This is a genomic window from Pseudomonas sp. SH10-3B (genome assembly GCF_019891415.1).
Lineage (GTDB): Bacteria > Pseudomonadota > Gammaproteobacteria > Pseudomonadales > Pseudomonadaceae > Aquipseudomonas.
Map to the genome: position 1 here is coordinate 1 of NZ_JAFLXD010000048.1, position 21,653 is coordinate 21,653.

Genomic DNA, 21,653 nt, shown 5'->3' on the forward strand with positions numbered 1-21,653 from the left:
TAGGTGGCCGTGACCGCAGCAACGGATATGTACCCGGTCCAATCCAAAAAAAAATGCTCGGCCCAAAGGCCGCCACGGAACCAATCGCCCTCACCAAAAAGAGATTTTTCAGCCTGAAAGACAGACTCGCTAGCCAGCGCTGCGACACCCCCCCTTTTCGGTAAACCACCGCTGCAACAAGGCTCCAGGACTGCCTGGTCTGTCACCCACTGTTCATAAACCAGACGGAAGGCACCTAAGTCGCCTCAAGTTGCCAGTTACAGCGCAGATAACAACTATGTCACTTACATCCGCAACAACGTTCAAGGATCGAACTCATGCCCCAGCGCCAATCCAGCCGCATGCCTCTTCCCGTTTATCCACGTTTTCGCTGGTTCGCTTTGATCCCGGTCGTACCTGCCGTTTTGTGGATACTCGTGCAATCAACCTCGCTGGCCAATCTGCTGGCCTGTACGGCACTGGTGCTGATCGGTATCGGTGCCTGTGCCTGGAGCGCGGCTTCGCAGCGCAACACCATGCTGCGAGCGATTGCACAGGCGCAGGCGGATCAGTCAGATGCGGACGCGGCGCACAACGGCATGGCCGCTCGTGCACAGCTCGATGAGGTATTGCTGGGCGCCATGCCCATCTGGGCCAAACAGGTGGAAAGCTCGCGTCATCAGACCGAAGAAGCGATTGTGAGCCTGGCCAACCGTTTCACCGGGATCGCCGCACGATTGCAGGAAACGGTGCAAGCCTCGCAGCACGCGGCCGGCGAACTGGACGGGCAGGCCGCCGACGGCGCGCTTGAGGCGCTGGCACGCAGTGACAGCGAGCTGAGCCAGGTGATCAATTCGCTCAAGGCCACTCAAACCAGCCGTGACCAGACCCTGGCCCAGGTCCGCAGCCTTACCGCCTACACCGGCGAACTGCGCACCATGGCCGCCGATGTGGCGGCGATTGCCGCGCAAACCAACCTGCTGGCCCTCAACGCAGCCATCGAGGCGGCGCGTGCCGGTGAGGCCGGGCGCGGCTTCGCGGTGGTGGCCGACGCGGTGCGCAGCCTGTCGAGCAAATCCAGTGAAACCGGCCAGCAGATGTCGGCCAAGGTCGACATCATCAATAACGCCATTACTCAGTTGGTGCAGGCCGCGTCCAGCAGTGCCGACCAGGACAGCCATTCGGTGGCCGAGTCCGAAAACAGTATTCAAGTGGTGCTCGAACGCTTCCAGAACATCACCGGGCGCCTGGCCGAATCCGCCGACCTGCTCAAGCAGGAAAGCTACGGCATCCGGGATGAGATGACCGAGGTGCTGGTCAACCTGCAATTCCAGGACCGGGTCAGCCAGATCCTCAGCCATGTGCGAGACAACATGCACGCCCTGCATGAACACCTCCTGCAGGCCAGCCAGACCCCGGACCAGCCGGTGGCCGTCGACGCCCGCCAATGGCTGGCGCGCATGGAAGCCACCTATGCCACCGACGAGCAACGGCGCCTCCATCATGGAGGGGCGGCCGTGCAGCAGAATTCTCAAGACATCACCTTCTTTTAGGAGCACATCATGGCGAAGAATGTATTAGTGGTCGACGACTCCAGCAGCGTGCGGCAAGTGGTCGGCATAGCCTTGAGAAGCGCCGGTTATGACGTCATCGAGGCCAGCGACGGCAAGGATGCCCTGGGCAAGCTGACCGGGCAGAAAGTGCACCTGATCATCAGCGACGTGAACATGCCCAACATGGACGGCATCACCTTCGTCAAGGAGGTCAAGAAGCTGGCTAACTACAAGTTCACCCCGATCATCATGCTGACCACCGAGTCCCAGGAGTCGAAGAAGGCCGAGGGCCAGGCCGCTGGCGCCAAGGCCTGGGTGGTCAAGCCGTTCCAGCCGGCGCAGATGTTGGCAGCCGTGTCTAAACTGATCCTGCCTTGATCCCGGCGCCAGGGAGGCTCCCATGCCGATAACCACTGACACAGTCGATGACACGGCCCGCGTGCGCATTGATGGCGAGCTTACGATCTACACCGTAGCGGAACTGGCGGGTGCGCTGCTGCCGCAGATGGGCGCGGCACCCCGCCTGGAGCTGGACCTGTCGGAGGTCACGGAAATGGATGGCGCCGGCTTACAGTTGCTCGCGGTCATCCGGCGTGAAGCCGGCATCGCCGGTACAGCCCTGAGCGTGACCGGCCAGAGCCAGGTGGTCATGCAGGCGCTCCAACTGTGTCGCAGCACGACCGCATAGTCAGCGCTTCCCACGTTTTTTGATCGACAAGGAAAGTCCCGGTGAGCATCAATCTCGATCAGGCACAGCAGACATTCATCGTTGAGGCGCGCGAGCTGTTGCAGGCTATGGAGCAATCCCTGCTGCAATTGGAAAGCGAGCCCGACGACCAGGATGCCATTGGCGCGATTTTCCGCGCTGCGCACACCATCAAGGGTTCGGCGGGCCTTTTCGGTCTGGCGTCGATCGTGGGGTTCACGCATATCGTCGAAGACGTGCTTGACCGCCTGCGCGAAGGCAATGTGGCGGTGGACGCCGCATTGATCGCGCTGCTGCTCAAGTGCGGCGACCACATGCTCGAACTGGTCGAAGTGGTCGCCAACCGCGGTGAGGTGCCGACACCTGCCGCTCTGGAGCGCGGTGAGGCATTGCGCGAGGCGCTGAGTGCCTATCAGCCGATGCGAACCGCCACTGCCAGCGTCGAAACCGCTGAGGTGGCCGACGACGCGGCGGTCGAAGTGCTCTGGCACATCTCCCTGCGTTTCGGCGTGGATGTGTTCCGTAATGGCATGGACCCACTGTCATTTTTGCGCTACCTCGAGACCTTGGGGCAGATGATGCAGGTCACCACCCTGACCGACAGCATCCCGTCCCTGGACAGCTGGGACCCGGAAAGCTGCTACCTGGGCTTCGAGATCGACCTGCGCTCAACAGCCGGCCACGCCACCCTCAACGAAGTGTTCGACTTTGTGCGTGACGACTGTGAAGTGCACATCAGTGCCGTCGACGAAGCGCCCGACAGCACAGCGGCCATCGCTGGCGAGTGGGTCACGCCGGTCGAGCCGGGCCTTGTGACCGCCGCACCGCAGCGTCCGGCAGCCAGCGAGGCGAAAACCCGCGACGGCAATTACGTGCGCGTCAACGCTGACAAGCTCGACGAGTTGATCAATCTGGTTGGCGAACTGGTCATCGCCAGCGCCGGCGCGAGCCTGCTGGCCCGTTCCTGTAACAACGACCCCTTGCAAGAGGCCACCTCGACGGTATCGGGGCTGGTGGAAGAGATCCTCGATGGCGCCCTGCATTTGCGCATGATCCCGATCGGCGACACGTTCAACCGCTTCCGCCGCGTGGTGCGCGATATCAGCCAGGAACTGGGCAAGGACATCGAACTGAGCATCAGCGGCGCGGAAACCGAACTGGACAAAACCGTGGTCGAGAAGATCGGCGATCCGCTGATGCACCTGTTGCGCAACGCCATGGACCACGGTATCGAAAGCGCCGATGCGCGGCGTGCGGCCGGCAAGTCGGCCAAGGGTTATCTGAGCCTCAATGCCTACCATGACTCGGGGAGCATCGTCATCGAGATCGCCGACGACGGCGCCGGGCTCAACCGCGAACGCATCCTGCAAAAGGCCCAGGAACGCGGGCTGGTGGCCAGCGGTGCGGTGCTCACCGACCAGGAGATCTACAACCTGATCTTCGAAGCGGGTTTCTCCACCGCCGAGGCGGTGACCAACCTGTCCGGGCGCGGCGTCGGCATGGACGTGGTCAAGCGCAATATCACCTTGTTGCGCGGCACCGTCGACCTCGACAGCCGCCCCGGCCAGGGCACCGTGGTGCGCATTCGCTTGCCGCTGACCCTGGCGATCATCAATGGGTTCCTGGTCGGCATCGACCAATCCACCTACGTGATTCCGCTGGACATGGTCCAGGAATGTATCGAGCTGGATGAACACCAGCGCCAGTCCAGCCGCGACACGGGCTATCTGGACCTGCGTGGCGAAGTGTTGCCGCTGGTGCACCTGCGCGATCACTTCAGTCACGAAGGGCCCGTAGCCCGACGCCAGAATGTGGTGGTGGTGCGCAACGCCGAGCATAAGGCCGGGCTGGTGGTGGATGACCTGCTCGGCGAGTTCCAGACCGTGATCAAACCCCTGGGCAAGTTGTTCGGCGCACTGCGCGGCATCAGCGGCTCGACCATATTGGGCAGCGGCGCGGTGGCCCTGATCCTGGATGTACCGGTACTGCTCAACCACATCGTACAACTGGAAGCCCGCACGCCCCAGGCGCCTCAATCGCCTCCGGTCGTCGCTCGCTGACGCATTTGCAATTCCATGGAGGTTCCCCCGATGAAGTGGTTCTACGATCTTAAAATTTCCACCAAATTGATCTGCTCATTCCTGGTGGTCCTGGCGCTCACTGGTGCCATGGGCGGCTTCGCCATCCACCAACTCGGTGCCGTCAACCAGGCCGCCCAGGACATCAAGGGCAACTGGATGCCCTCCATGCGCGCAGCGGCAGGCATGCGTTTTTTTGCCGCCAACTACCGCTTGAAAGAAAACCGCCACATCGGTACCGATATTGTCGAGGAAAAGGCCCAGGCCGAACGCGAAGCCAGCGAGGCGCGCCAGCAGTTCGAAACCCGCATGGGCACCTACGAGCAATTGCTGTCGAACGATGAAGATCGTCAACTCCTGGCCAGCGTCAAAAGCGCTTGGGACGCCTACCTTGCAAGCAGCAAGCAGGTGCTTGAGTTTTCTCGCCAGAACCAGGAAGCCCAGGCGCGCGGTTTGCTCAGGGGAGAATCCAAGGGGCATTTTGATGAGGTGACCGCCCGCCTGCAGAAAATGGTCGAGCTCAATGACGCCGGCGCGACGGCCGCAGGCGAGAAGGGCTCGGCGCTGTACGAAAGCGCACGTGTGTCGATTATCGCGGTACTGGTCGCGGCCCTGTTGATCGGCCTGGGCCTGGCGATATTCATCGCGCGGATCATTTCCCGCCCGTTGCGCCAAGCTGCGAGCGCCGCCGAGCAATTGGCCGAAGGCAACCTCAACGCGCACATCGAGCCGGGTGGGAAAGATGAAACCGGCATGGTGCTCAACGCCATGCGCAATATGGTCGGCAAGCTGGCGCATATCATCGGTGAGGTGCGTAACGCCGCCGATAACCTCGCCAGCGCCTCCGAGGAGGTCAGCGCCACCGCGCAATCGATGAGCCAGGCCACCAGTGAACAGGCCGCCAGCGTCGAGGAAACCAGTGCGTCGGTCGAACAGATGAGCGCCAGCATCAACCAGAACACCGAAAACGCCAAGGTCACCGATGGCATGGCCAGCAAGGCCGCCAAGGAAGCCACCGAGGGCGGCGAATCGGTACAGCAGACGGTGGTGGCGATGAAGAAAATCGCCCAGCGCATCAGCATCATCGATGACATCGCCTACCAGACCAATCTGCTCGCGCTCAATGCGGCCATCGAGGCCGCTCGGGCCGGCGAGCACGGCAAGGGGTTCGCGGTGGTCGCCGCCGAAGTGCGCAAGCTGGCTGAACGTAGCCAGGTGGCCGCCCAGGAAATCGGTGAACTGTCCTCCAGCAGCGTGGACATGGCCGAGAAAGCCGGCAAGTTGCTCGACGAAATGGTGCCTTCCATCAACAAGACGTCCGACCTTGTGCAGGAAATCAGCGCTGCGTCCGAGGAACAGGCCGCCGGTGTCGCGCAGATCAATACCGCGATGACCCAGCTCAACCAGGTGACCCAGCAAAATGCTTCAAGCAGCGAGGAACTGGCGGCCACGGCCGAAGAAATGAGCAGCCAGGCCGAGCAACTGCAACAGGCCATGAGCTTCTTCGTGCTGGATTCAGCGCCCAAGGTCGCGGTTCAAAGCAGCAGCGTGGACAGCCCGGGCAGCAAGCCCAACCGTCAGGTACCCCGTCCAAAACCACCGGCGCAGCGCAAGGCGTTCGCCTACACCATGGCCAGTGCCCCGGACGAAGCGGATTTCACTCGCTTCTGATCGCACGATCAATACGGGCCTAAAAGGGAGAGTGACATGGGCGCAGTAGTGACGACTCGGCAGACCGCAGTGACGGTAGATGAGGATGCGCAGTACCTGACCTTCATGCTGGGCGGCGAAATGTTCGCCATCGGCATTCTGGGGATCAAGGAAATTATTGAATACGGCAGCCTGACCGTGGTGCCGATGATGCCCGCTTTCGTGCGCGGGGTGATCAACCTGCGCGGCGCGGTGGTGCCGGTGGTCGACCTGTCGGCGCGCTTTGGCCGGGCCAACTCGGCGATCACCCGGCGCTCCTGCGTGATCATCATCGAGGCGAGTACCGAGGATGGCCAGCCCCAGGACATCGGGCTGCTGGTCGATACGGTGTCTGCTGTGCGGGAGATCCCGGCCACGCAGATCGAACCGCCACCCAATTTCGGCGCGCGAATTCGCGCCGATTTCATCAGCGGCATGGCCAAGGTCGATGGCAAGTTCGTGATCGTGCTGGAGGTGGACAAGGTGCTGTCCATCGATGAGATGTCCAGCCTCGCCGAGGCCGGCCAGGCGCCGGCCCTCGACCTCGACCCGCGTTGAGACCTGACCATGGCAGACACCACCGTCTCCATCGACGATCGTGAGTTCGGTCAGTTCCAGACCTGGCTGTACCGCGCGGCCGGCATCAACCTGTCGCCGGCCAAGAAAGCCCTGGTGGCCGGGCGCCTGTTCAAGCGCCTCAAGCACTATGAACTGCAGAGCTATGGTGAGTATTTCAAGCTAATCATGAATGACCAGCGCAAGGGCGAACTGCAGGTTGCGCTGGATTTGCTGACCACCAACGAAACCTATTTTTTTCGTGAGCCCAAGCACTTTGACTTCCTGCGTCAGCAGGTGCTGCCCCAGGCCGCGCCGGGCAAGGTGTTTCGCGTGTGGAGCGCGGCCAGCTCCTCGGGCGAAGAGCCCTACAGCCTGGCGATGACGCTGGCCGAAAGTCTCGGCACCACGCCCTGGGAAGTGGTCGGCTCCGACATCAGCTCCCAAGTGCTGGCCAAGGCGCGCACTGGCCATTACTCCATGGAACGCACCGAGACATTGCCCCAGCCGCTGCTGGCCAAGTACTGCCTCAAGGGCATTGGTCGCCAGGAGGGCACCTTCCTGATCGACAAGGCCTTGCGTAGCCGGGTCAATTTTGTCCAGGTCAACCTTAACGAAGCGCTGCCGGCCCTGGGGGCGTTCGAGGTGATCTTCCTGCGCAACGTGATGATTTATTTCGATCAGCAAACCAAGAGCCAGGTGGTCGCGCGCCTGCTGCCGCTGCTCAAACCCGGCGGTTACTTGATCATCAGTCACTCGGAAAGCCTCCACGGCGTCAATGACACCTTGAAGCTGGTGGCACCCTCGATTTACCGCAAGCCATGAAAAAGCCCGTCGGTACGGTCGAAGTGGTATTGGCCCCTGGCCAGGTCAGCTTTGCGACGCGGCCGACGCGCCTGCGCACCTTGCTCGGTTCCTGCGTGGCGATCACCTTTTGGCACCCGCAACGGCTGATCGGCGGCATGTGTCACTTCATGCTGCCGGGGCGCCTGCGCGGCCATCAGCCCCTGGATGGCCGATATGCCGATGAAGCCCTGGAACTGCTGCTGCGCCACGCTGAGATCAATGGCACGCATGCACGGGATTACCAGGTCAAGTTGTTCGGCGGCGGCAAGATGTTTCCTGATCTGCAGCGCCGCCTGCCAACGCAGGACGTGGCCAGCCTGAATATTCGCGCGGCGCTGGCCCTGGCCGAGCACTATCACCTGCACCTGACGGCCCAGGACATGGGCAGTACCGGTTACCGCACGATCATGTTCGACCTGTGGAACGGCAACGTCTGGGTCCGGCACCAACCAATGGGAACAATTCAACAAGATGCCTACCAAAAAAATCAGTGTGCTGCTGGTCGATGACTCGGCCGTGGTGCGCCAGGTACTGCTGGCGATTCTCAGCGATACGCCGGATATTCACGTTATGGGCGCCGCTTCCGACCCGATTTTCGCCATGGACAAACTCGCCCGGGAATGGCCGGATGTGATCGTGCTGGACGTGGAAATGCCGCGCATGGACGGCATCACCTTTCTCAAGAAAATCATGAGCGAGCGGCCGACACCGGTGGTGATCTGTTCCTCGCTGACCCAGAAAGGCGCGGAAACCTCCCTGCAGGCGCTGTCGGCGGGCGCGGTGGAAATCATCACCAAGCCGACTACCGGGTTGAAGAATTTCCTGATCGAGTCGGCGGCCGAGTTGGTGGCAGCGATCCGTGCCGCCGCAAACTCCAACGTCAAGAACCTGGGCAAGCGCAGCGCCATCCCGGCACTGGCTCCGGCCAGCAAGCTCAGTGCGGATGCGATCCTGCCTGCCGCCAATGGCCATGCCATGGCACAGACCACCGAACGTATCGTCGCCATCGGCACGTCTACCGGCGGCACCCAAGCGTTGGAGGCGGTACTGACGGCATTGCCGAGGGTGTGCCCAGGCATGGTGATCGTGCAGCACATGCCAGAAAAATTCACTGCCTCGTTTGCCGAGCGCCTCAACGGCTTATGCGAGATCGAGGTGCGCGAAGCGCGCAACAATGACCGCATCCTGCCTGGCCTGGCCCTGATCGCCCCTGGCGGCAAGCACCTGATGGTCACCCGCAGCGGCGCCTATTATCACGCCCAGGTCATTGATGGACCGTTGGTCAACCGGCACCGGCCGTCAGTGGATGTGCTGTTTCGCTCGGTGGCCAAGTTCGCCGGCAAGAACGCCACCGGCATCATCATGACCGGCATGGGCGACGACGGCGCGCGGGGGCTAAAGGAGATGCTTGACGCCGGAGCCGCCACGGTGGCCCAGGACGAGGCCAGTTGCGTGGTGTTTGGCATGCCCAAGGAGGCCATCAAGCTCAACGCTGCCCAGCGCATCATGGCGCTGGAGGATATCCATCAGGCGATCTTGTATAAGTGACGTTGAGCGCCGGCTTTTGCGCTACGCCAGAACCCGCGCCGTGGGCGACCGACGACCACTGATCCGCACCCGCACAACCCCGATTGAATTTTCCGCATGCCCGCAGGCTCTGCATTTTAGACGCGTGTGGTGTTGAGCGCGCTTGCGGGGCCTCCTTGTCGGGAGGCCTGGTTGCATCGGACTTTGCGGAAACTGCCATCATGACGCTTCTCACAGCGCTGTCGGGCCAGCCGGCCTCCATCACCCAACCGGGTCAGTACCAGCGGTTGTACCAACAACTGTATGGCGAAACCGCCGGCGCTGAAGAGGCCGCGCGGGAATTTGTACGCACACAATTGGCACAGGTACGGGCCGCAGCCGGTGAGCTGCCCCAGAGACCTGAACAACTGCCGGCCTGGATCGAACAGCGCTGCGCCGACGTCGCCCAGGCCTACGCCGATTACCTGGAGCAACGCCAGCAGGGGCGGCCGCGTCGCTACTTCCAGAACAAGGCCCATGCGCTGTATTTCCTGCAGCGCGTGGCGCCGACCAAACAGGTCGACGGTGCCTGGCTCAATGGCCTGCTGCGCTATTGGCACGACCCGCGCTTCGACGGCCTGCTCACCACATACCTGGAAGAGTTGGGTGACGGCGAAGCGGCGCAAAACCATGTGGTGATCTACCGCAAATTACTCAGCGAGCATGATGCCGACAGCGACGCCGGCCTTGAGGATGAGCACTACCTGCAAGGCGCCCTGCAACTGGCGCTGGGCCTGTGTGCCGACGACTTCCTGCCGGAGATCATCGGTTTCAACCTTGGCTATGAGCAGTTGCCGTTGCACCTGCTGATCACCGCGTATGAGTTGAGCGAACTGGGCATCGACCCGTATTACTTCACCCTCCACGTCACCATCGACAACGCCAGCAGCGGGCATGCCTGCAAGGCCGCGCAGTCGGTGTTGAACCTGTTGCCATTGGGCGAGGGCAGGGAGGACTTCTATCGACGCGTGGCCGAGGGGTATCGCCTTAACGACCTCGGTCCGGGGACCAGCGCCGTTATCAACGCCTTCAACCTGCATGACGAAGTGGTCGCCATGCTTGAACGCAAGCGCACCTTCGGCCAGCACATGCATTCCGATTACTGCCGCTTTGAGGGCAAGACCGTTAACCAATGGCTGGCCCAGCCAGGGCAGATCGGCGCGTTTCTCCAGGCCCTGGAAGACAAGGGCTGGATCAAGCGCAACCAGGATCCAGCCGAGAGTCGCTTCTGGCAGTTGATCGAAGGCGCGGGCGCGGCGATGTTCGGTGTGTTCAGCGGCTATGAGAAGCAGCTGCTGCACGACTGGATCGCGGGCGACTGGATCAGTGCTCAACGCGTGGTGCCAGTGCGCCCTGGACGCGGCAGCCGCTTCTCCCGCGAGCAGCACCGCCCGGCCGACCCGGACACCCAGGCGTTGGTTGATTCGCTGTGGAAATTGCCCGATGAACAGCAGCTCAATGCGCTGATTCCATGGCTGTCAGCGCGACGCCACTGCACGCCGGCCGGGTTGTATGCCACTCGCCGCTTTATCCAACTGCGCGCGCGCCTGCGCTAAGGAAATCCCCCATGTCTGCACAACCACTCGCCGACCGCGCCCTGCTGAATCTGGGTCGGGGCTTGAAGGAGAACGGCTACCGGTTCATCACGCCAACGCCGTTGACCCATGAACGGTTTTTTCAGCGCCTGGAGACGCCGCTGGCGAGGGACCTGCGCGATGTGTTCGGCTGGTCGCTGCCGTTTGACAACGCGCTGTTGCCCGAAGCGTTTCGTGAGGAGCTGCAGCAGGCCGATGTAGTCGAAAAGCACGATGCGCTGTGGCGCAGTGCGGTGCGTTGGTCGAGCCTGGACGACCTGCTGTTTGCCCACTCGGCATACCCCACCACGCAAGCGGACGCGGTGTTTTTCGGGCCTGACAGCTATCGGTTTGCACAACTGATCGAAGCCCATCTGCAACAGCGCGTCGAGCCGATCAAACGCGCCGTGGACATCGGCTGCGGCGCCGGTGTGGGCGCGCTGGTGGTCGCCCGTGCGCGGCCTGACGCCGAGGTGCTGGCCGTGGACATCAACCCACGCGCCCTGCGCCTGACGGCGGTGAATGCCGAGCTGGCGGGGCTGGCGAACGTCACCGCGTACCACAGCGATGTACTGGGCAGCGTCGAAGGCACGTTTGACCTGATCGTCGCCAACCCGCCCTATATGAACGACGACCGCCAGCGTGCCTATCGGCATGGCGGCGGGGCACTGGGCGAGCAACTGTCGGTGCGCATCGCTGGCGAGTCCCTGGGGCGACTGGCCCTGGGCGGCAGCCTGGTGCTCTACACCGGCGTGGCCATTGTCGCCGGGGAAGACCCGTTCCTGACCGCTGTTAAGCCGTTGCTGGACAGCGATGCCTACGGTTGGACCTACCGCGAACTGGACCCCGATGTATTCGGCGAAGAATTGGCCAAACCCGGCTATGAGCGTGTGGAGCGGATCGCAGTGGTGGCGCTCACCGCCACCCGTCTACGCTGACGGCTATGTTCAGGCCGTGGCTTGTGGCTGCAGGTGCAACTCGCCGTCCACGTCCTTGACCAATTCACTGGCGAGGAACAGCGGCGCCAGGCGCTTGTGCAACTGCGGCTCGACAAACTCCTTCACCGTCTCCAGCGCCAACGCGCCACTCGAAGGCAGCTCAGCCTTGGTGAACGACAACCAGGCCTTTTTCAGCGCCATCAACACATCACTGCCCGCCGTAGAGGCAAAGCGGCGCTGGGTCGGTTTGCCGTCGAAGCTGAACGTGTGCTGGAACGCGTAGCCGCTCTCATCGCCGCCGCTGGCGGTGCAACGTATGCAGGTGCACGGACCATCGCCGAAGGCGCTGCGCAGGTAGCTGTTGAAGTCCACCACGGGTTTGAGTGACAGGCGCTTATCCACCTCGAACAGGTCCCCGGTCATTTTTTCGTCAGTGTTCAACGTGCATTTCCTCGCAGTGTGCGGCTGTTTTTTCAAAGCGCGGCACAATACCAGCCGCGCGCCATTTTGGGGGTATTTGCATAACAATAGACCCCGATATTCTTTTGCTGTCTAAAAAAGCGCCGCTACGCTCCATCACCTTCTCGAAAACGCGGCAGATTCCCCATGACTTTCAAGCGTTCCTCCCTGACCCTCCTGGCCGCGTCCCTCGCCGCCGCCAGCGCCTTGCTCAGCCCTGGTGCCCAGGCCGAAGGCAAGATCAGCATCGCCCAGCAATTCGGCATCGGCTACCTGATCCTCGATGTGGTACGCGACCAGCACCTGATCGAAAAACACGGCAAGGCCCAGGGCCTGGACATCCAGGTGGAATGGAACAGCATTTCCGGTGCCACCGCCATGAACGAATCGCTGCTGGCCGGTGCCCTGGATGTGGTGTCGGCCGGTGTGCCGCCGATGCTTACCCTGTGGGACCGTACCAAGGGCAAGCAGAACGTCAAGGCCATCGCCTCCTTGGGCTCGATGCCCAACTACCTGCTGAGCAATAACCCCAAGGTGAAGACCCTCAAGGACTTCACCGAGAAAGACCGCATCGCCGTGCCCGCCGCTGGGGTGGGTTTCCAGTCGCGCACCTTGCAGATTGAAACCGCCAAGCAGTTCGGCGATGCCAACTACAAGAAATTTGATGACATCTCCATCAGCCTGGCCCACCCCGACGCCACCGCCGCGTTGATTGCCGGTGGATCGGAGATCAACGCGCACTTCTCCAGCCCGCCGTTCCAGTACCAGGAACTGTTGAACCCCAACGTGCACAAGGTGCTCAGTTCCTACGACATCCTTGGTGGTCCGGCGACGTTCAACGTGCTGTATACCACGCAGAAATTCCACGACGAAAACCCCAAGACCTACCAGGCGTTCTACGCTGCGCTTGCCGAAGCCGAGCAGATCATCAAGGCTGACAAGCCCGCAGCGGCCAAGGCGTACATCCGCGTAGAGCAGTCGAAGCTGCCGTTGGACCTGGTGGAAAAAATCGTCCAGGACCCGGAAATCGACTTCACCATCGTGCCGCAGCGCACCTATATCTATGCCGAGAAATTGCAGGAACTGGGCGTACTGAAAAACAAGGCGGCGAGCTGGAAGGACTACTTCTTCGAAGAGGCCCATGGCGGTAACGGCAGCTGACCCGTAAACCGCCCCTCCCACATTTGGATCTTCACAATGCCTATACCGCACTCAAGCTGCGCTTGATCCAGTCATACAAGTCATTCCCCTCGCTTGACAACTCACTGTTGGCTCGCCGGCACAGGTAGTACTGGCGGCCATCATTGACCTCCAGATCAAACAGCTTCACCAACTCGCCACTGGCCACATGGGGCGCTACCAGCGGCGCGCGCAGCAACGCGCAGCCCAGGCCGGTGAGGGTGGCGGTGAGTGCCAGTTGGCCGTCTTCCAGCAGCAAGCCATTCAGCGCCGTGGTGTCGACCTCGGCTGCCTCGAACCATTGGCCCCAGGTGCCGCGTTCTTCATCGTGCAGCAACGGCAGTTCGCTCAAGGCCTGGGGCGTGTCGATGGGGCCGTGTTTGGCGAAAAAGCTGCGGCTGCAATAGGGGGTCACCGCGCCGGAGATCAGCGGTTCGCTGTGATAGCCCGGCCAGTGCCCGGTGCCGAAGCGAATCGACAGGTCGGCGGCATCGCTGGGGTAGCTGCGGTGGTTGGCGTAGGTCACGTTGATGTCCAGCGCCGGGTGGTCTTTGAGGAAGTTCGCCAGGCGCGGGATAAACAGATTGATGCCAAACAGCGGGATCAGGCTGATGGTCACCTGGCGGGTGGCGCTTTTCTCGCGCACGTGTTCGGTAGCGCTGCGCAGCACGGCAAAGGCCGAGCGGATGGCGCGGTAGTACTCGCGGCCTTCATCGGTGAGGACCAGGTTGCGGCCCTGACGCAGGGTCAGCGGCTGTTGCAGGAAATCTTCCAGCAGGTGCAGTTGATGGCTGATGGCAGAGGCGGACACGTCCAGCTCGCGCGCGGCGGCATTCACCCCGCCATGGCGCGCAAACGCTTCGAACGTCCGCACGGCACGCAGGGGAGGGTCATTGGCTAACTGTTCTGATTTATTCATGTATTGAATTAAATACCAAGTTTTAACCTAAATAAAGAGCCATAAGTGCCGTATTTGCGGCATAAATAGCCTGTTATCGCTTTGGTATAACCCTATAACTTTCTGATATTTGATAAAAACAGAATAGATGCTTAGTGTGCCGCCCTTGTACGCACTGAGGTCGATGGTCTTCATGGATGGGTTTATCCAACAACTGCTCAACGGCTTGATGACGGGCAGTCTCTACGCGCTGGTGGCCCTGGGGTACACCATGGTCTACGGCATCCTGCGCATCATCAACTTTGCCCACGGCGATGTGCTGATGATCGGCGCGCTTGTGGGCCTGTCGGTGATTCGCCTGTTGCAGGCGACCTGGCCGGCATTGCCGCCGGTGCTGGTGTTGCTGGCGGCCACCCTGGTTGCCATGGCGTTTTGTGCGGTGCTGGCGGTGGTGATCGAGCGCGTCGCTTATCGCCGGCTGCGCCACGCGCCGCGCATGGCGCCGTTGATCAGCGGCATTGGGGTGTCGCTACTTTTGCAAACCATCGCGATGCTGGTCTGGACCCGCAACCCGCAAATGTTCCCGCAATTGCTGCCGCTGGAACCCATCGAAGTACTGCCCGGCGCCTCCGCGCACCCCGCTATCACCAACGCCACGGCCCTCACCACCATCGCCATTGCGCTGTCGGTGATGGTCGCGCTGCTGGTGCTGGTAGAGCGCACGCGCTTTGGCCGGGCCATGCGTGCCGTGGCGGAAAACCCCCAGGTCGCGAGCCTGATGGGTATCAACCCGAATCGGGTCATCGTGCTCACCTTCGCCATCGGCGGCGCCCTGGCGGCATTGGCCGGGGTAATGATGGCCAGCAATTACGGCAGTGCGCATTTCTACATGGGCTTTCTGCCGGGGATCAAAGCCTTCACCGCCGCGGTGCTGGGCGGTATCGGCAACCTCAAGGGCGCCATGCTCGGCGGCCTGTTGCTGGGGCTGATCGAGGCCCTAGGCACCGGCTACCTGGGCGCCGCCACCAACGGGGTGTTCGGCAGCAATTATCAGGATGTGTTTGCCTTTATCGTGCTGATCGCGGTGCTGGTGTTCCGTCCTTCCTGGCTGTTGGGCGAACGTCTGGCGACCCGCGCATGATCAACGTACTCACCTCCAATCAACGCGCCAGCCTGGGCCTGCTGCTGTTCGCCGTGGCCTTGGTACTGGCACCGTGGATCGTCGGCCACGCCGGTGGCAACACCTGGGTGCGGACCCTGGATTTTGCCCTGCTGTACATCATGCTCGCCCTTGGCCTGAACATCGTGGTCGGTTATGCGGGTCTGCTGGACATGGGTTTCATCGCGTTCTACGCGGTGGGCGCCTACCTGGCCGCGTTGCTGTCGTCGCCCCATTTGCTGCAACAGTTTCCAGCCTTGGCGGCGTTGCTGCCGGCGGGCATGCACACCTCGATCTGGTTGATCCTGCCCCTGGGCGCCTTGCTCGCGGCGGGGTGCGGCGTGGTGTTGGGTGCGCCGACGTTGCGCCTGCGCGGTGACTACCTGGCCATCGTCACCCTGGGCTTTGGCGAGATCATCCGTATCCTGCTGCGCAACCTCGACCGCCCGGTGAATATCACCAATGGCCCCAAAGGCATCGCCCAGGTCGATCCGGTGAACCTGCTCGGCGTGAACCTGGGCCGTACCCAGGAACTGTTCGGCCTGCGCCTGCCGTCGGTGTACCTCTATTACTACCTGTTCGCCGCGCTGGTGGTGCTGATTCTGTTTGCCTGCATTCGCCTGGAGCGCTCGCGCATCGGCCGTGCCTGGGTGGCGATCCGCGAGGACGAAGAAGCGGCCGAGGCCATGGGCGTGAACACCGTGCGCCTCAAGTTGCTGGCGTTTGCAATAGGCGCCGCGTTCGGCGGGGTGAGCGGCGCGCTGTTCGCCTCGTTCCAGGGCTTCGTCTCGCCGGAATCGTTCACCCTCAACGAGTCCATTGCGGTGCTGGCGATGGTGGTGCTCGGCGGCATGGGCCATATCCCGGGGGTGATCCTCGGCTGCGTACTGCTGGCGGCATTGCCTGAAGCGTTGCGCGCGAGCATGGGCCCGTTGCAGCAGGCGTTGTTCGGCCAAGTGCTGGTGGACCCGGAAATCATCCGCCAACTGTTCTACGGCCTCGCGTTGATCCTGGCGATGCTCTATCGACCCGCCGGGCTGTGGCCCAAAGGAGTGGCACGATGAACGCACCTCTGTTGCAGATTGACCGGGTCAACAAACACTTCGGGGGCGTGGCGGCGTTGACCGATGTGAGCCTGAGTATCCAGCCCGGCGAAATCTACGGGCTGATCGGCCCCAACGGAGCGGGCAAGACCACCTTCTTCAATGTCATGACCGGCCTCTATACCCCGGATTCCGGGCGCTTCCAGCTCGATGGCCGGGAGTACCAGCCGACCAGCGTGCATCAGGTGGCCGAAGCCGGCATTGCCCGCACGTTTCAGAATATCCGCTTGTTCAATGCCATGAGCGCCCTGGAAAACGTCATGGTCGGGCGCCACGTGCGCACCCGCAATGGCCTGTGGGCCGCCTTGAGCCGGCATCATCGTGCTCGCGACGAGGAAGCCCAAACCCGTGCCCACGCCCATCGCCTGCTGGCGTATGTCGGGCTGGCGGGGTTCGCCCATTATCGCGCCGACAGCTTGAGCTACGGCCATCAGCGCCGCCTGGAAATCGCCCGCGCATTGGCCACCGAACCGCGCCTGCTGGCCCTGGATGAACCGGCGGCGGGTATGAATGCCAGTGAAAAAGTGCAGTTGCGCGGCCTGCTGGAAAAGATCCGCGACGACGGCCATACCCTGCTGTTGATCGAGCACGACGTGAAGCTGGTGATGGGCGTATGCGACCGTATCAGCGTGCTCGATTACGGCCAAGTCATCGCCGTAGGGCCACCCGCCGAAGTGCGCCAGCACCCGGCAGTGATCCAGGCCTACCTGGGAGCCAGTGCCCATGTCTGAAGCCTTGTTGAACGTCGAGGGTTTGCAGGTGCGCTACGGCGCCATCGAGGCGGTCAAATCCCTGGATTTGCACATTGCCGAGGGTGAGCGCGTCACGCTGATCGGTGCCAACGGTGCGGGCAAGACCTCCAGCCTCAAGGCATTGACGGGTCTACTGCCGGCCAGCCAGGGTGCAATCCGCTTTGCCGGACGCTCGATCCTCGGCCAGGCGCCGGACCAGTTGCTGCGCCAGGGCATCGCCATGGTCCCGGAAGGGCGCGGGATTTTTGCGCGCATGAGCGTGCTGGAGAACCTTCAGTCCGGTGCGTTTTTGCGCCGTGACAACGAGCAGGTGCAGCGCGAAATGCGCCAGCTGTTCGAACACTTCCCGCGCCTGGAAGAGCGCCTGCAGCAGTCCGCCGGCCTGCTCTCGGGCGGTGAGCAACAGATGCTCGCCCTGGCCCGTGCGCTGCTGTCACGCCCGCGTTTGCTGATCCTCGATGAGCCGTCCATGGGCCTGGCGCCGATCATGGTGGAAAAAATCTTCCAGGTGATCGACGACGTGTGTCGCCAGGGCATGACCCTGCTGTTGGTGGAACAGAACGCGCGGCTGGCCCTGCAAGTGACCGACCGTGCCTATGTGATGGACACCGGCCGCATCAGCCTCAGCGGGCCCTCCGCAGATTTGCTTGAACACCCCGAGGTGCGCAGCGCCTACCTCGGTGAATAACGGCTCGATGAAAAAACACCCATGACGCTACCGGACGCCCGGCGTGTTCCGACCCGCCCGAAAAGAAACAGGAACGACTGATGAAGACTTTCAACAAAACCGCACTGATTGGCCTGGCCCTGAGCAGCCTGGGGAGCGCCATGGCCCAAGCCAACCAGACCGTGCTGATCGGTCTGGCCGGCCCCTTGACCGGGCCCTCGGCCCGGATTGGTAAAGACCTGGAAAACGGTGCGCAACTGGCCATCGACCAGGCTAACGCCAAGCACCCGACAATCAATGGTGAGGCGGTGACCTTCAAGCTGGTGTCCGAAGACGACCAGTCCGACCCGCGCACCGCCGTGACCGTTGCCCAACGCCTGGTGGATGAGGGCGTGGTCGGCGTGGTCGGCCACTGGAACACCGGTACCAGCATCCCGGCGGCGCGGGTCTACCACGACGCCGGTATCGCCCAGGTGGCGCCAGTCGCTACCGGGCATGCCTACACCCAGCAGGGCTTCGACACCAGCTTTCGCATCATGGGCCACGACGACGATGGCGGTCAGGTGGCCGGCAGCTATGCGTTGAACACCTTGAAAGCCCAGCGTATTGCCGTGATCGACGACCGCACCGCATTCGGCCAGGGCCTGGCGGACCAGTTCGTCAAATCCATCGAGGCCGGTGGTGCCAAGGTGGTTGCCCGCGAATACGTGGACGACAAGACCATCGACTTCAGTGCCGTGCTGACCAATATCCGTAGCCAGAACCCTGACCTGATCTTCTTCGGCGGCGTCGACGCCCAGGCTGCACCGCTGGCCCGGCGTATCAAGCAGTTGGGGCTCAAGGCACCGCTGATGGGGGCCGGCGGGTTTGTCAGCCAGACCTTCCTGCAACTGGCGCAGAACGAAGGCGAGGGCGTGATTGCCCTGGAGCCGGGCCTGGCGATTGCGCAGATGCCGGGTGGCAAGGCGTTCGAACAGGCCTATAAAGAACGCTACAAAACTGCGATCGAACTGCATGCACCGTTTGCCTATGACGGCGTTGGTGTGTTGGTGGCGGCTATCGAGAAGGCCGGATCCACCGACCCACAGAAGTACCTGCCGGTGCTGCGCGCCATCAGCTATCCGGGCGTGACTGGCACGATTGCGTTCGATGCCGAGGGCAACTTGAAGCAACCGTCGTTCACCGTTTACCAGGTCAAGGCCAATCAATGGCAGCCGGTGAGTGTGGCGGGCGGCCAATAAACCCACCCCCTCTGCAGGTGCGAGCTGGCTCGCTCCTGCAAGGGTCAATGGAGAGATGCAATGAGCAAACTGGAAGGTGAACTGGGCATCCTTGCCCGGCGGCGGATCGAAGCGGAAATCATCAAGCCCATCTACGAGATCCTCAAGCGCGAGCAGGGCAAGGACTTTGCCGCCGCCGTGATCGGCGAAGCCGTGGGCAATGCGGCGATCCAGGCCGGCAAGCATTTTGCCGCACTGGAAGAGCAGGGCGCCGACCTCAAGAGCTTTGTCGAGTTGCAAGTGCTGTGGGAGAAGGATGACGCGCTCAAGGTCGAGATCATCGCCAGCGATGCCGAACACTATGACTACGACGTCAAGCGCTGCCGCTACGCCGAGATGTACCACGAGATGGGCCTGGGCGAGATCGGCCACTTGCTGTCGTGCAACCGCGACGAGCTGTTTATCGTCGGCTACAACCCGAACATCGAACTGACCCGCACCCAGACCATCATGGGCGGCGCGCACCACTGCGACTTCCGTTATCGGGCCAAACCCCATGAGTAACCTGGCACGGGTCAACGGCGAACGCCTGTGGGCTTCGTTGATGGAGATGGCGCAGATCGGTGCCACCGAAAAGGGCGGCGTGTCGCGCCTGGCATTGACCGACGAGGACCGGCGTGGCCGCGACCTGTTCGTGCACTGGTGTACTGCGGCCGGTTGCACGGTACGGGTGGACGCCATGGGCAATATCTTTGCGCGTCGCGCCGGGCGCCATGACCACCTGGCGCCGGTGATGACCGGCTCCCACGGCGATTCCCAACCCTTCGGCGGCAAGTACGACGGCATCTATGGCGTGCTCGCCGGGGTGGAAGTGCTGCGCACCCTGAACGACTTGGGGATTGAAACCGACCGGCCCATCGAAGTGGTCAACTGGACCAACGAGGAGGGTTCGCGCTTTGCCCCGGCGATGATTTCCTCCGGCGTCTACGCTGGCGTGTTCGACCTGGAATACGGGTTGTCCCGCGTGGACAAGGCCGGCGTGACCATCGGCCAGGCCTTGCAGCAGATCGGCTATGCCGGCCCCCACCCGGTGGGTGGCCAGGCGGTGCATGCCGTCTTTGAACTGCATATCGAACAGGGCCCGATCCTTGAAGCCCAGGGCATCACCATTGGCGTGGTCACCGGTGCCCAGGGCCAGCGTTGGTACGAAGTCGAATTGAGCGGGCGCAGCGCCCATGCCGGCACCACCCCGATGGACCATCGCCTGGATGCGCTGCTCGGTTTTGCCCGTGTGGTCGAGGCCGTGAATGGGCTGGGCCTGGAGCAGGGCGCCGAAGGACGGGCCACGGTGGGCATGGCGAATATCTTCCCCAACTCGCGCAACGTGGTGCCGGGACGGGTGTTTTTCAGCGTGGAATTCCGACATCCGGACGAGGCCGTGCTGGCACGCCAGGACCAGCAATTGCGCGACGCCGTGGCGCACATCGCCGAAGGCATCGGCTTGCAGCACAGCGTGAAGCAGATCTTCCAGTACGCACCGATTGCCTTCGACAGCGATTGTGTAGAGGTGGTACGTGCGTCCGCCGAGGCGTTGGGCTACAGCCATCGGCCGATGATTTCCGGCGCCGGGCACGACGCCTGCTACCTGAACCAGGTGGCGCCGACCGCGATGATCTTCGTGCCGTGCGTGGACGGGCTGAGCCATAACGAAGCGGAGGAGATCTCCCCCGAGTGGTCGACGGCGGGTGCGGATGTGTTGCTCCAGGCCATCCTGGCCAAGGCCGGGATCTAACGGTACATACAGGTCTGATGTGGGGGGGCAAACCCCCTCTATAGGCGCTACGTCGAAGAGGTAGGGGCCCTCCCAAAGTGATTCTTCATCGTCGGTGAGGTCAGCGGAAGAACTCACCCGGCGTGGCATCGAACTGCTGCCGAAACGCGTTGATAAACGCCGAGGTGGACTCATAGCCACAATTCAACGCCACATCGGTGACCCGTTCACCTTGCTCCAGGGCCGGCAGGGCGCTCAACAACCTCAAACGCTGGCGCCAGGCCCGAAACGTCAGACCGGTGTCCTTCAAAAACAGGCGACTGAGGGTCTTTTCGCTGACCCCCAGTTTCTCGCTCCAGTGTCCCAGGGTCGTTTGCTGTTCCGGGCGCAGGCTCAAGCTGCGGTATATCTGTCGCAACCTTGGGTCATGGGGCAATGGCAGCATCAAGTCGACCTTGGGCGCGGCGGCGAGTTGGTCGAGCACTACCTGGGCCAGGCGGCCGTCCGGCCCGTCCTCGGCATACTCCACCGGCAACTCGCTGAAGCGGCTGATCAGCTCGCGCAACAGGCTGCTCACCTCCAACACGTGACAGTGCTCCGAGGCCCAGGCGGTGACGCTGCAATCGAGGTACAGGCTGCGCATCTCGGTGTGGGGCGAGCTGTACACCCGGTGCGGCATGCCCGCCGGAATCCACACTGCGCGCTGGGGCGGTGCGACGAAACGGCCGACGCTGGTCTGGATCTCCAGCACCCCGGAAATCGCGTAGGACAATTGCACCCACGGATGGCTATGCCGCCGGGTCAGCGCGCGGTTGGGCAGCGATTCGGTGCGTCCGTACACCGGTCGTGGCAGGCTGGAAAGCCCGGGCACGCTGCGGCGCACGGTGTTGGCATGTCCTTTGGGCGGCATTTAGTGGCTCGTTGGCGTTAGTCGGTAACAAGCCGTTACGTTAGAGTCGCA

At 62.5% G+C, this 21,653-nt stretch carries 22 protein-coding genes; 19 read left to right on the plus strand and 3 right to left on the minus strand.

Annotated features, from left to right (window positions below; translation table 11 throughout):
• The first annotated feature begins 317 nt into the window (after positions 1-317).
• The 11 genes from J1G35_RS25790 (at position 318) to J1G35_RS25840 (ending at position 11,484) form a co-directional block, all read left to right on the plus strand.
• Positions 318-1,532 (plus strand): methyl-accepting chemotaxis protein, encoded by a 1,215-nt coding sequence (locus tag J1G35_RS25790; protein ID WP_223016372.1) that lies wholly within the window; start codon positions 318-320, stop codon positions 1,530-1,532.
• 9 nt (positions 1,533-1,541) lie between these two features.
• A complete protein-coding gene (locus J1G35_RS25795) occupies positions 1,542-1,910 on the plus strand; it encodes a response regulator (RefSeq protein WP_053130151.1) in 369 nt (122 codons plus the stop codon).
• Positions 1,911-1,932: 22 nt separating this feature from the next.
• Positions 1,933-2,220, plus strand: coding sequence for an STAS domain-containing protein (locus J1G35_RS25800; protein WP_053130154.1), 288 nt, complete (start codon positions 1,933-1,935; stop codon positions 2,218-2,220).
• Between the two features lie 41 nt (positions 2,221-2,261).
• Positions 2,262-4,298, plus strand: coding sequence for a chemotaxis protein CheA (locus tag J1G35_RS25805; protein ID WP_223016373.1), 2,037 nt, complete (start codon positions 2,262-2,264; stop codon positions 4,296-4,298).
• 30 nt (positions 4,299-4,328) lie between these two features.
• Positions 4,329-5,987, plus strand: coding sequence for a methyl-accepting chemotaxis protein (locus J1G35_RS25810; RefSeq protein ID WP_223016374.1), 1,659 nt, complete (start codon positions 4,329-4,331; stop codon positions 5,985-5,987).
• A 36-nt stretch (positions 5,988-6,023) separates the two neighbouring features.
• Positions 6,024-6,563 carry a chemotaxis protein CheW gene (locus J1G35_RS25815; RefSeq protein WP_223016375.1) on the plus strand — a complete coding sequence of 180 codons (540 nt, stop codon included), beginning with the start codon at positions 6,024-6,026 and terminating at the stop codon, positions 6,561-6,563.
• A gap of 9 nt (positions 6,564-6,572) precedes the next feature.
• Positions 6,573-7,385 (plus strand): protein-glutamate O-methyltransferase CheR, encoded by an 813-nt coding sequence (locus J1G35_RS25820; protein WP_053130168.1) that lies wholly within the window; start codon positions 6,573-6,575, stop codon positions 7,383-7,385.
• A complete protein-coding gene (cheD, locus tag J1G35_RS25825; RefSeq protein ID WP_223016376.1) occupies positions 7,382-7,915 on the plus strand; it encodes a chemoreceptor glutamine deamidase CheD in 534 nt (177 codons plus the stop codon). The genes J1G35_RS25820 and cheD overlap by 4 nt, the downstream gene beginning before the upstream one ends.
• The gene (locus J1G35_RS25830) at positions 7,878-8,954 is read left to right on the plus strand and encodes a chemotaxis response regulator protein-glutamate methylesterase (RefSeq protein ID WP_223016377.1); all 1,077 of its coding nucleotides are present in this window, start codon (positions 7,878-7,880) and stop codon (positions 8,952-8,954) included. Before cheD ends, J1G35_RS25830 begins: the two co-directional genes overlap by 38 nt.
• Before the next feature lie 200 nt (positions 8,955-9,154).
• Entirely contained in the window at positions 9,155-10,528 is a 1,374-nt protein-coding gene (locus J1G35_RS25835; RefSeq protein ID WP_223016378.1) for an iron-containing redox enzyme family protein, read from the plus strand.
• Positions 10,529-10,539: 11 nt separating this feature from the next.
• Positions 10,540-11,484: a class I SAM-dependent methyltransferase gene (locus J1G35_RS25840; RefSeq protein ID WP_223016379.1), complete on the plus strand. Its 945-nt coding sequence runs from the start codon at positions 10,540-10,542 to the stop codon at positions 11,482-11,484.
• Between the two features lie 9 nt (positions 11,485-11,493).
• Here J1G35_RS25840 and J1G35_RS25845 read toward each other — a convergent pair whose 3' ends face one another.
• Complete coding sequence (locus tag J1G35_RS25845; protein ID WP_223016380.1) at positions 11,494-11,925, minus strand: hypothetical protein; 432 nt, start codon at positions 11,923-11,925, stop codon at positions 11,494-11,496.
• Positions 11,926-12,090: 165 nt separating this feature from the next.
• Here J1G35_RS25845 and J1G35_RS25850 point away from each other — a divergent pair, with 165 nt between their 5' ends.
• Positions 12,091-13,104, plus strand: coding sequence for an ABC transporter substrate-binding protein (locus tag J1G35_RS25850; RefSeq protein WP_053130184.1), 1,014 nt, complete (start codon positions 12,091-12,093; stop codon positions 13,102-13,104).
• Between the two features lie 40 nt (positions 13,105-13,144).
• Here the strand turns inward: J1G35_RS25850 and J1G35_RS25855 are convergent, their stop codons facing one another.
• The gene (locus J1G35_RS25855; protein ID WP_223016381.1) at positions 13,145-14,041 is read right to left on the minus strand and encodes a LysR substrate-binding domain-containing protein; all 897 of its coding nucleotides are present in this window, start codon (positions 14,039-14,041) and stop codon (positions 13,145-13,147) included.
• A gap of 172 nt (positions 14,042-14,213) precedes the next feature.
• On the opposite strand from J1G35_RS25855, the gene J1G35_RS25860 reads away from it, so the two are divergent.
• From J1G35_RS25860 to J1G35_RS25890, 7 genes are all read left to right on the plus strand, one after another.
• Entirely contained in the window at positions 14,214-15,161 is a 948-nt protein-coding gene (locus J1G35_RS25860; RefSeq protein WP_223016382.1) for a branched-chain amino acid ABC transporter permease, read from the plus strand.
• Positions 15,158-16,243 carry an ABC transporter ATP-binding protein gene (locus tag J1G35_RS25865; RefSeq protein WP_223016383.1) on the plus strand — a complete coding sequence of 362 codons (1,086 nt, stop codon included), beginning with the start codon at positions 15,158-15,160 and terminating at the stop codon, positions 16,241-16,243. The genes J1G35_RS25860 and J1G35_RS25865 overlap by 4 nt, the downstream gene beginning before the upstream one ends.
• Positions 16,240-17,013 (plus strand): ABC transporter ATP-binding protein, encoded by a 774-nt coding sequence (locus J1G35_RS25870; protein ID WP_223016384.1) that lies wholly within the window; start codon positions 16,240-16,242, stop codon positions 17,011-17,013. Before J1G35_RS25865 ends, J1G35_RS25870 begins: the two co-directional genes overlap by 4 nt.
• Positions 17,006-17,722: an ABC transporter ATP-binding protein gene (locus J1G35_RS25875; RefSeq protein ID WP_027607278.1), complete on the plus strand. Its 717-nt coding sequence runs from the start codon at positions 17,006-17,008 to the stop codon at positions 17,720-17,722. Before J1G35_RS25870 ends, J1G35_RS25875 begins: the two co-directional genes overlap by 8 nt.
• An 80-nt stretch (positions 17,723-17,802) precedes the next feature.
• Complete coding sequence (locus J1G35_RS25880) at positions 17,803-18,942, plus strand: branched-chain amino acid ABC transporter substrate-binding protein (RefSeq protein WP_223016385.1); 1,140 nt, start codon at positions 17,803-17,805, stop codon at positions 18,940-18,942.
• 60 nt (positions 18,943-19,002) lie between these two features.
• Entirely contained in the window at positions 19,003-19,485 is a 483-nt protein-coding gene (locus J1G35_RS25885) for an L-2-amino-thiazoline-4-carboxylic acid hydrolase (RefSeq protein WP_027607276.1), read from the plus strand.
• Positions 19,478-20,713 (plus strand): Zn-dependent hydrolase, encoded by a 1,236-nt coding sequence (locus J1G35_RS25890; RefSeq protein WP_223016386.1) that lies wholly within the window; start codon positions 19,478-19,480, stop codon positions 20,711-20,713. Before J1G35_RS25885 ends, J1G35_RS25890 begins: the two co-directional genes overlap by 8 nt.
• Before the next feature lie 100 nt (positions 20,714-20,813).
• On the opposite strand, the gene J1G35_RS25895 is transcribed toward J1G35_RS25890, so the two are convergent.
• The gene (locus J1G35_RS25895) at positions 20,814-21,602 is read right to left on the minus strand and encodes a helix-turn-helix transcriptional regulator (protein WP_053130201.1); all 789 of its coding nucleotides are present in this window, start codon (positions 21,600-21,602) and stop codon (positions 20,814-20,816) included.
• Between the last annotated feature and the right edge of the window lie 51 nt (positions 21,603-21,653).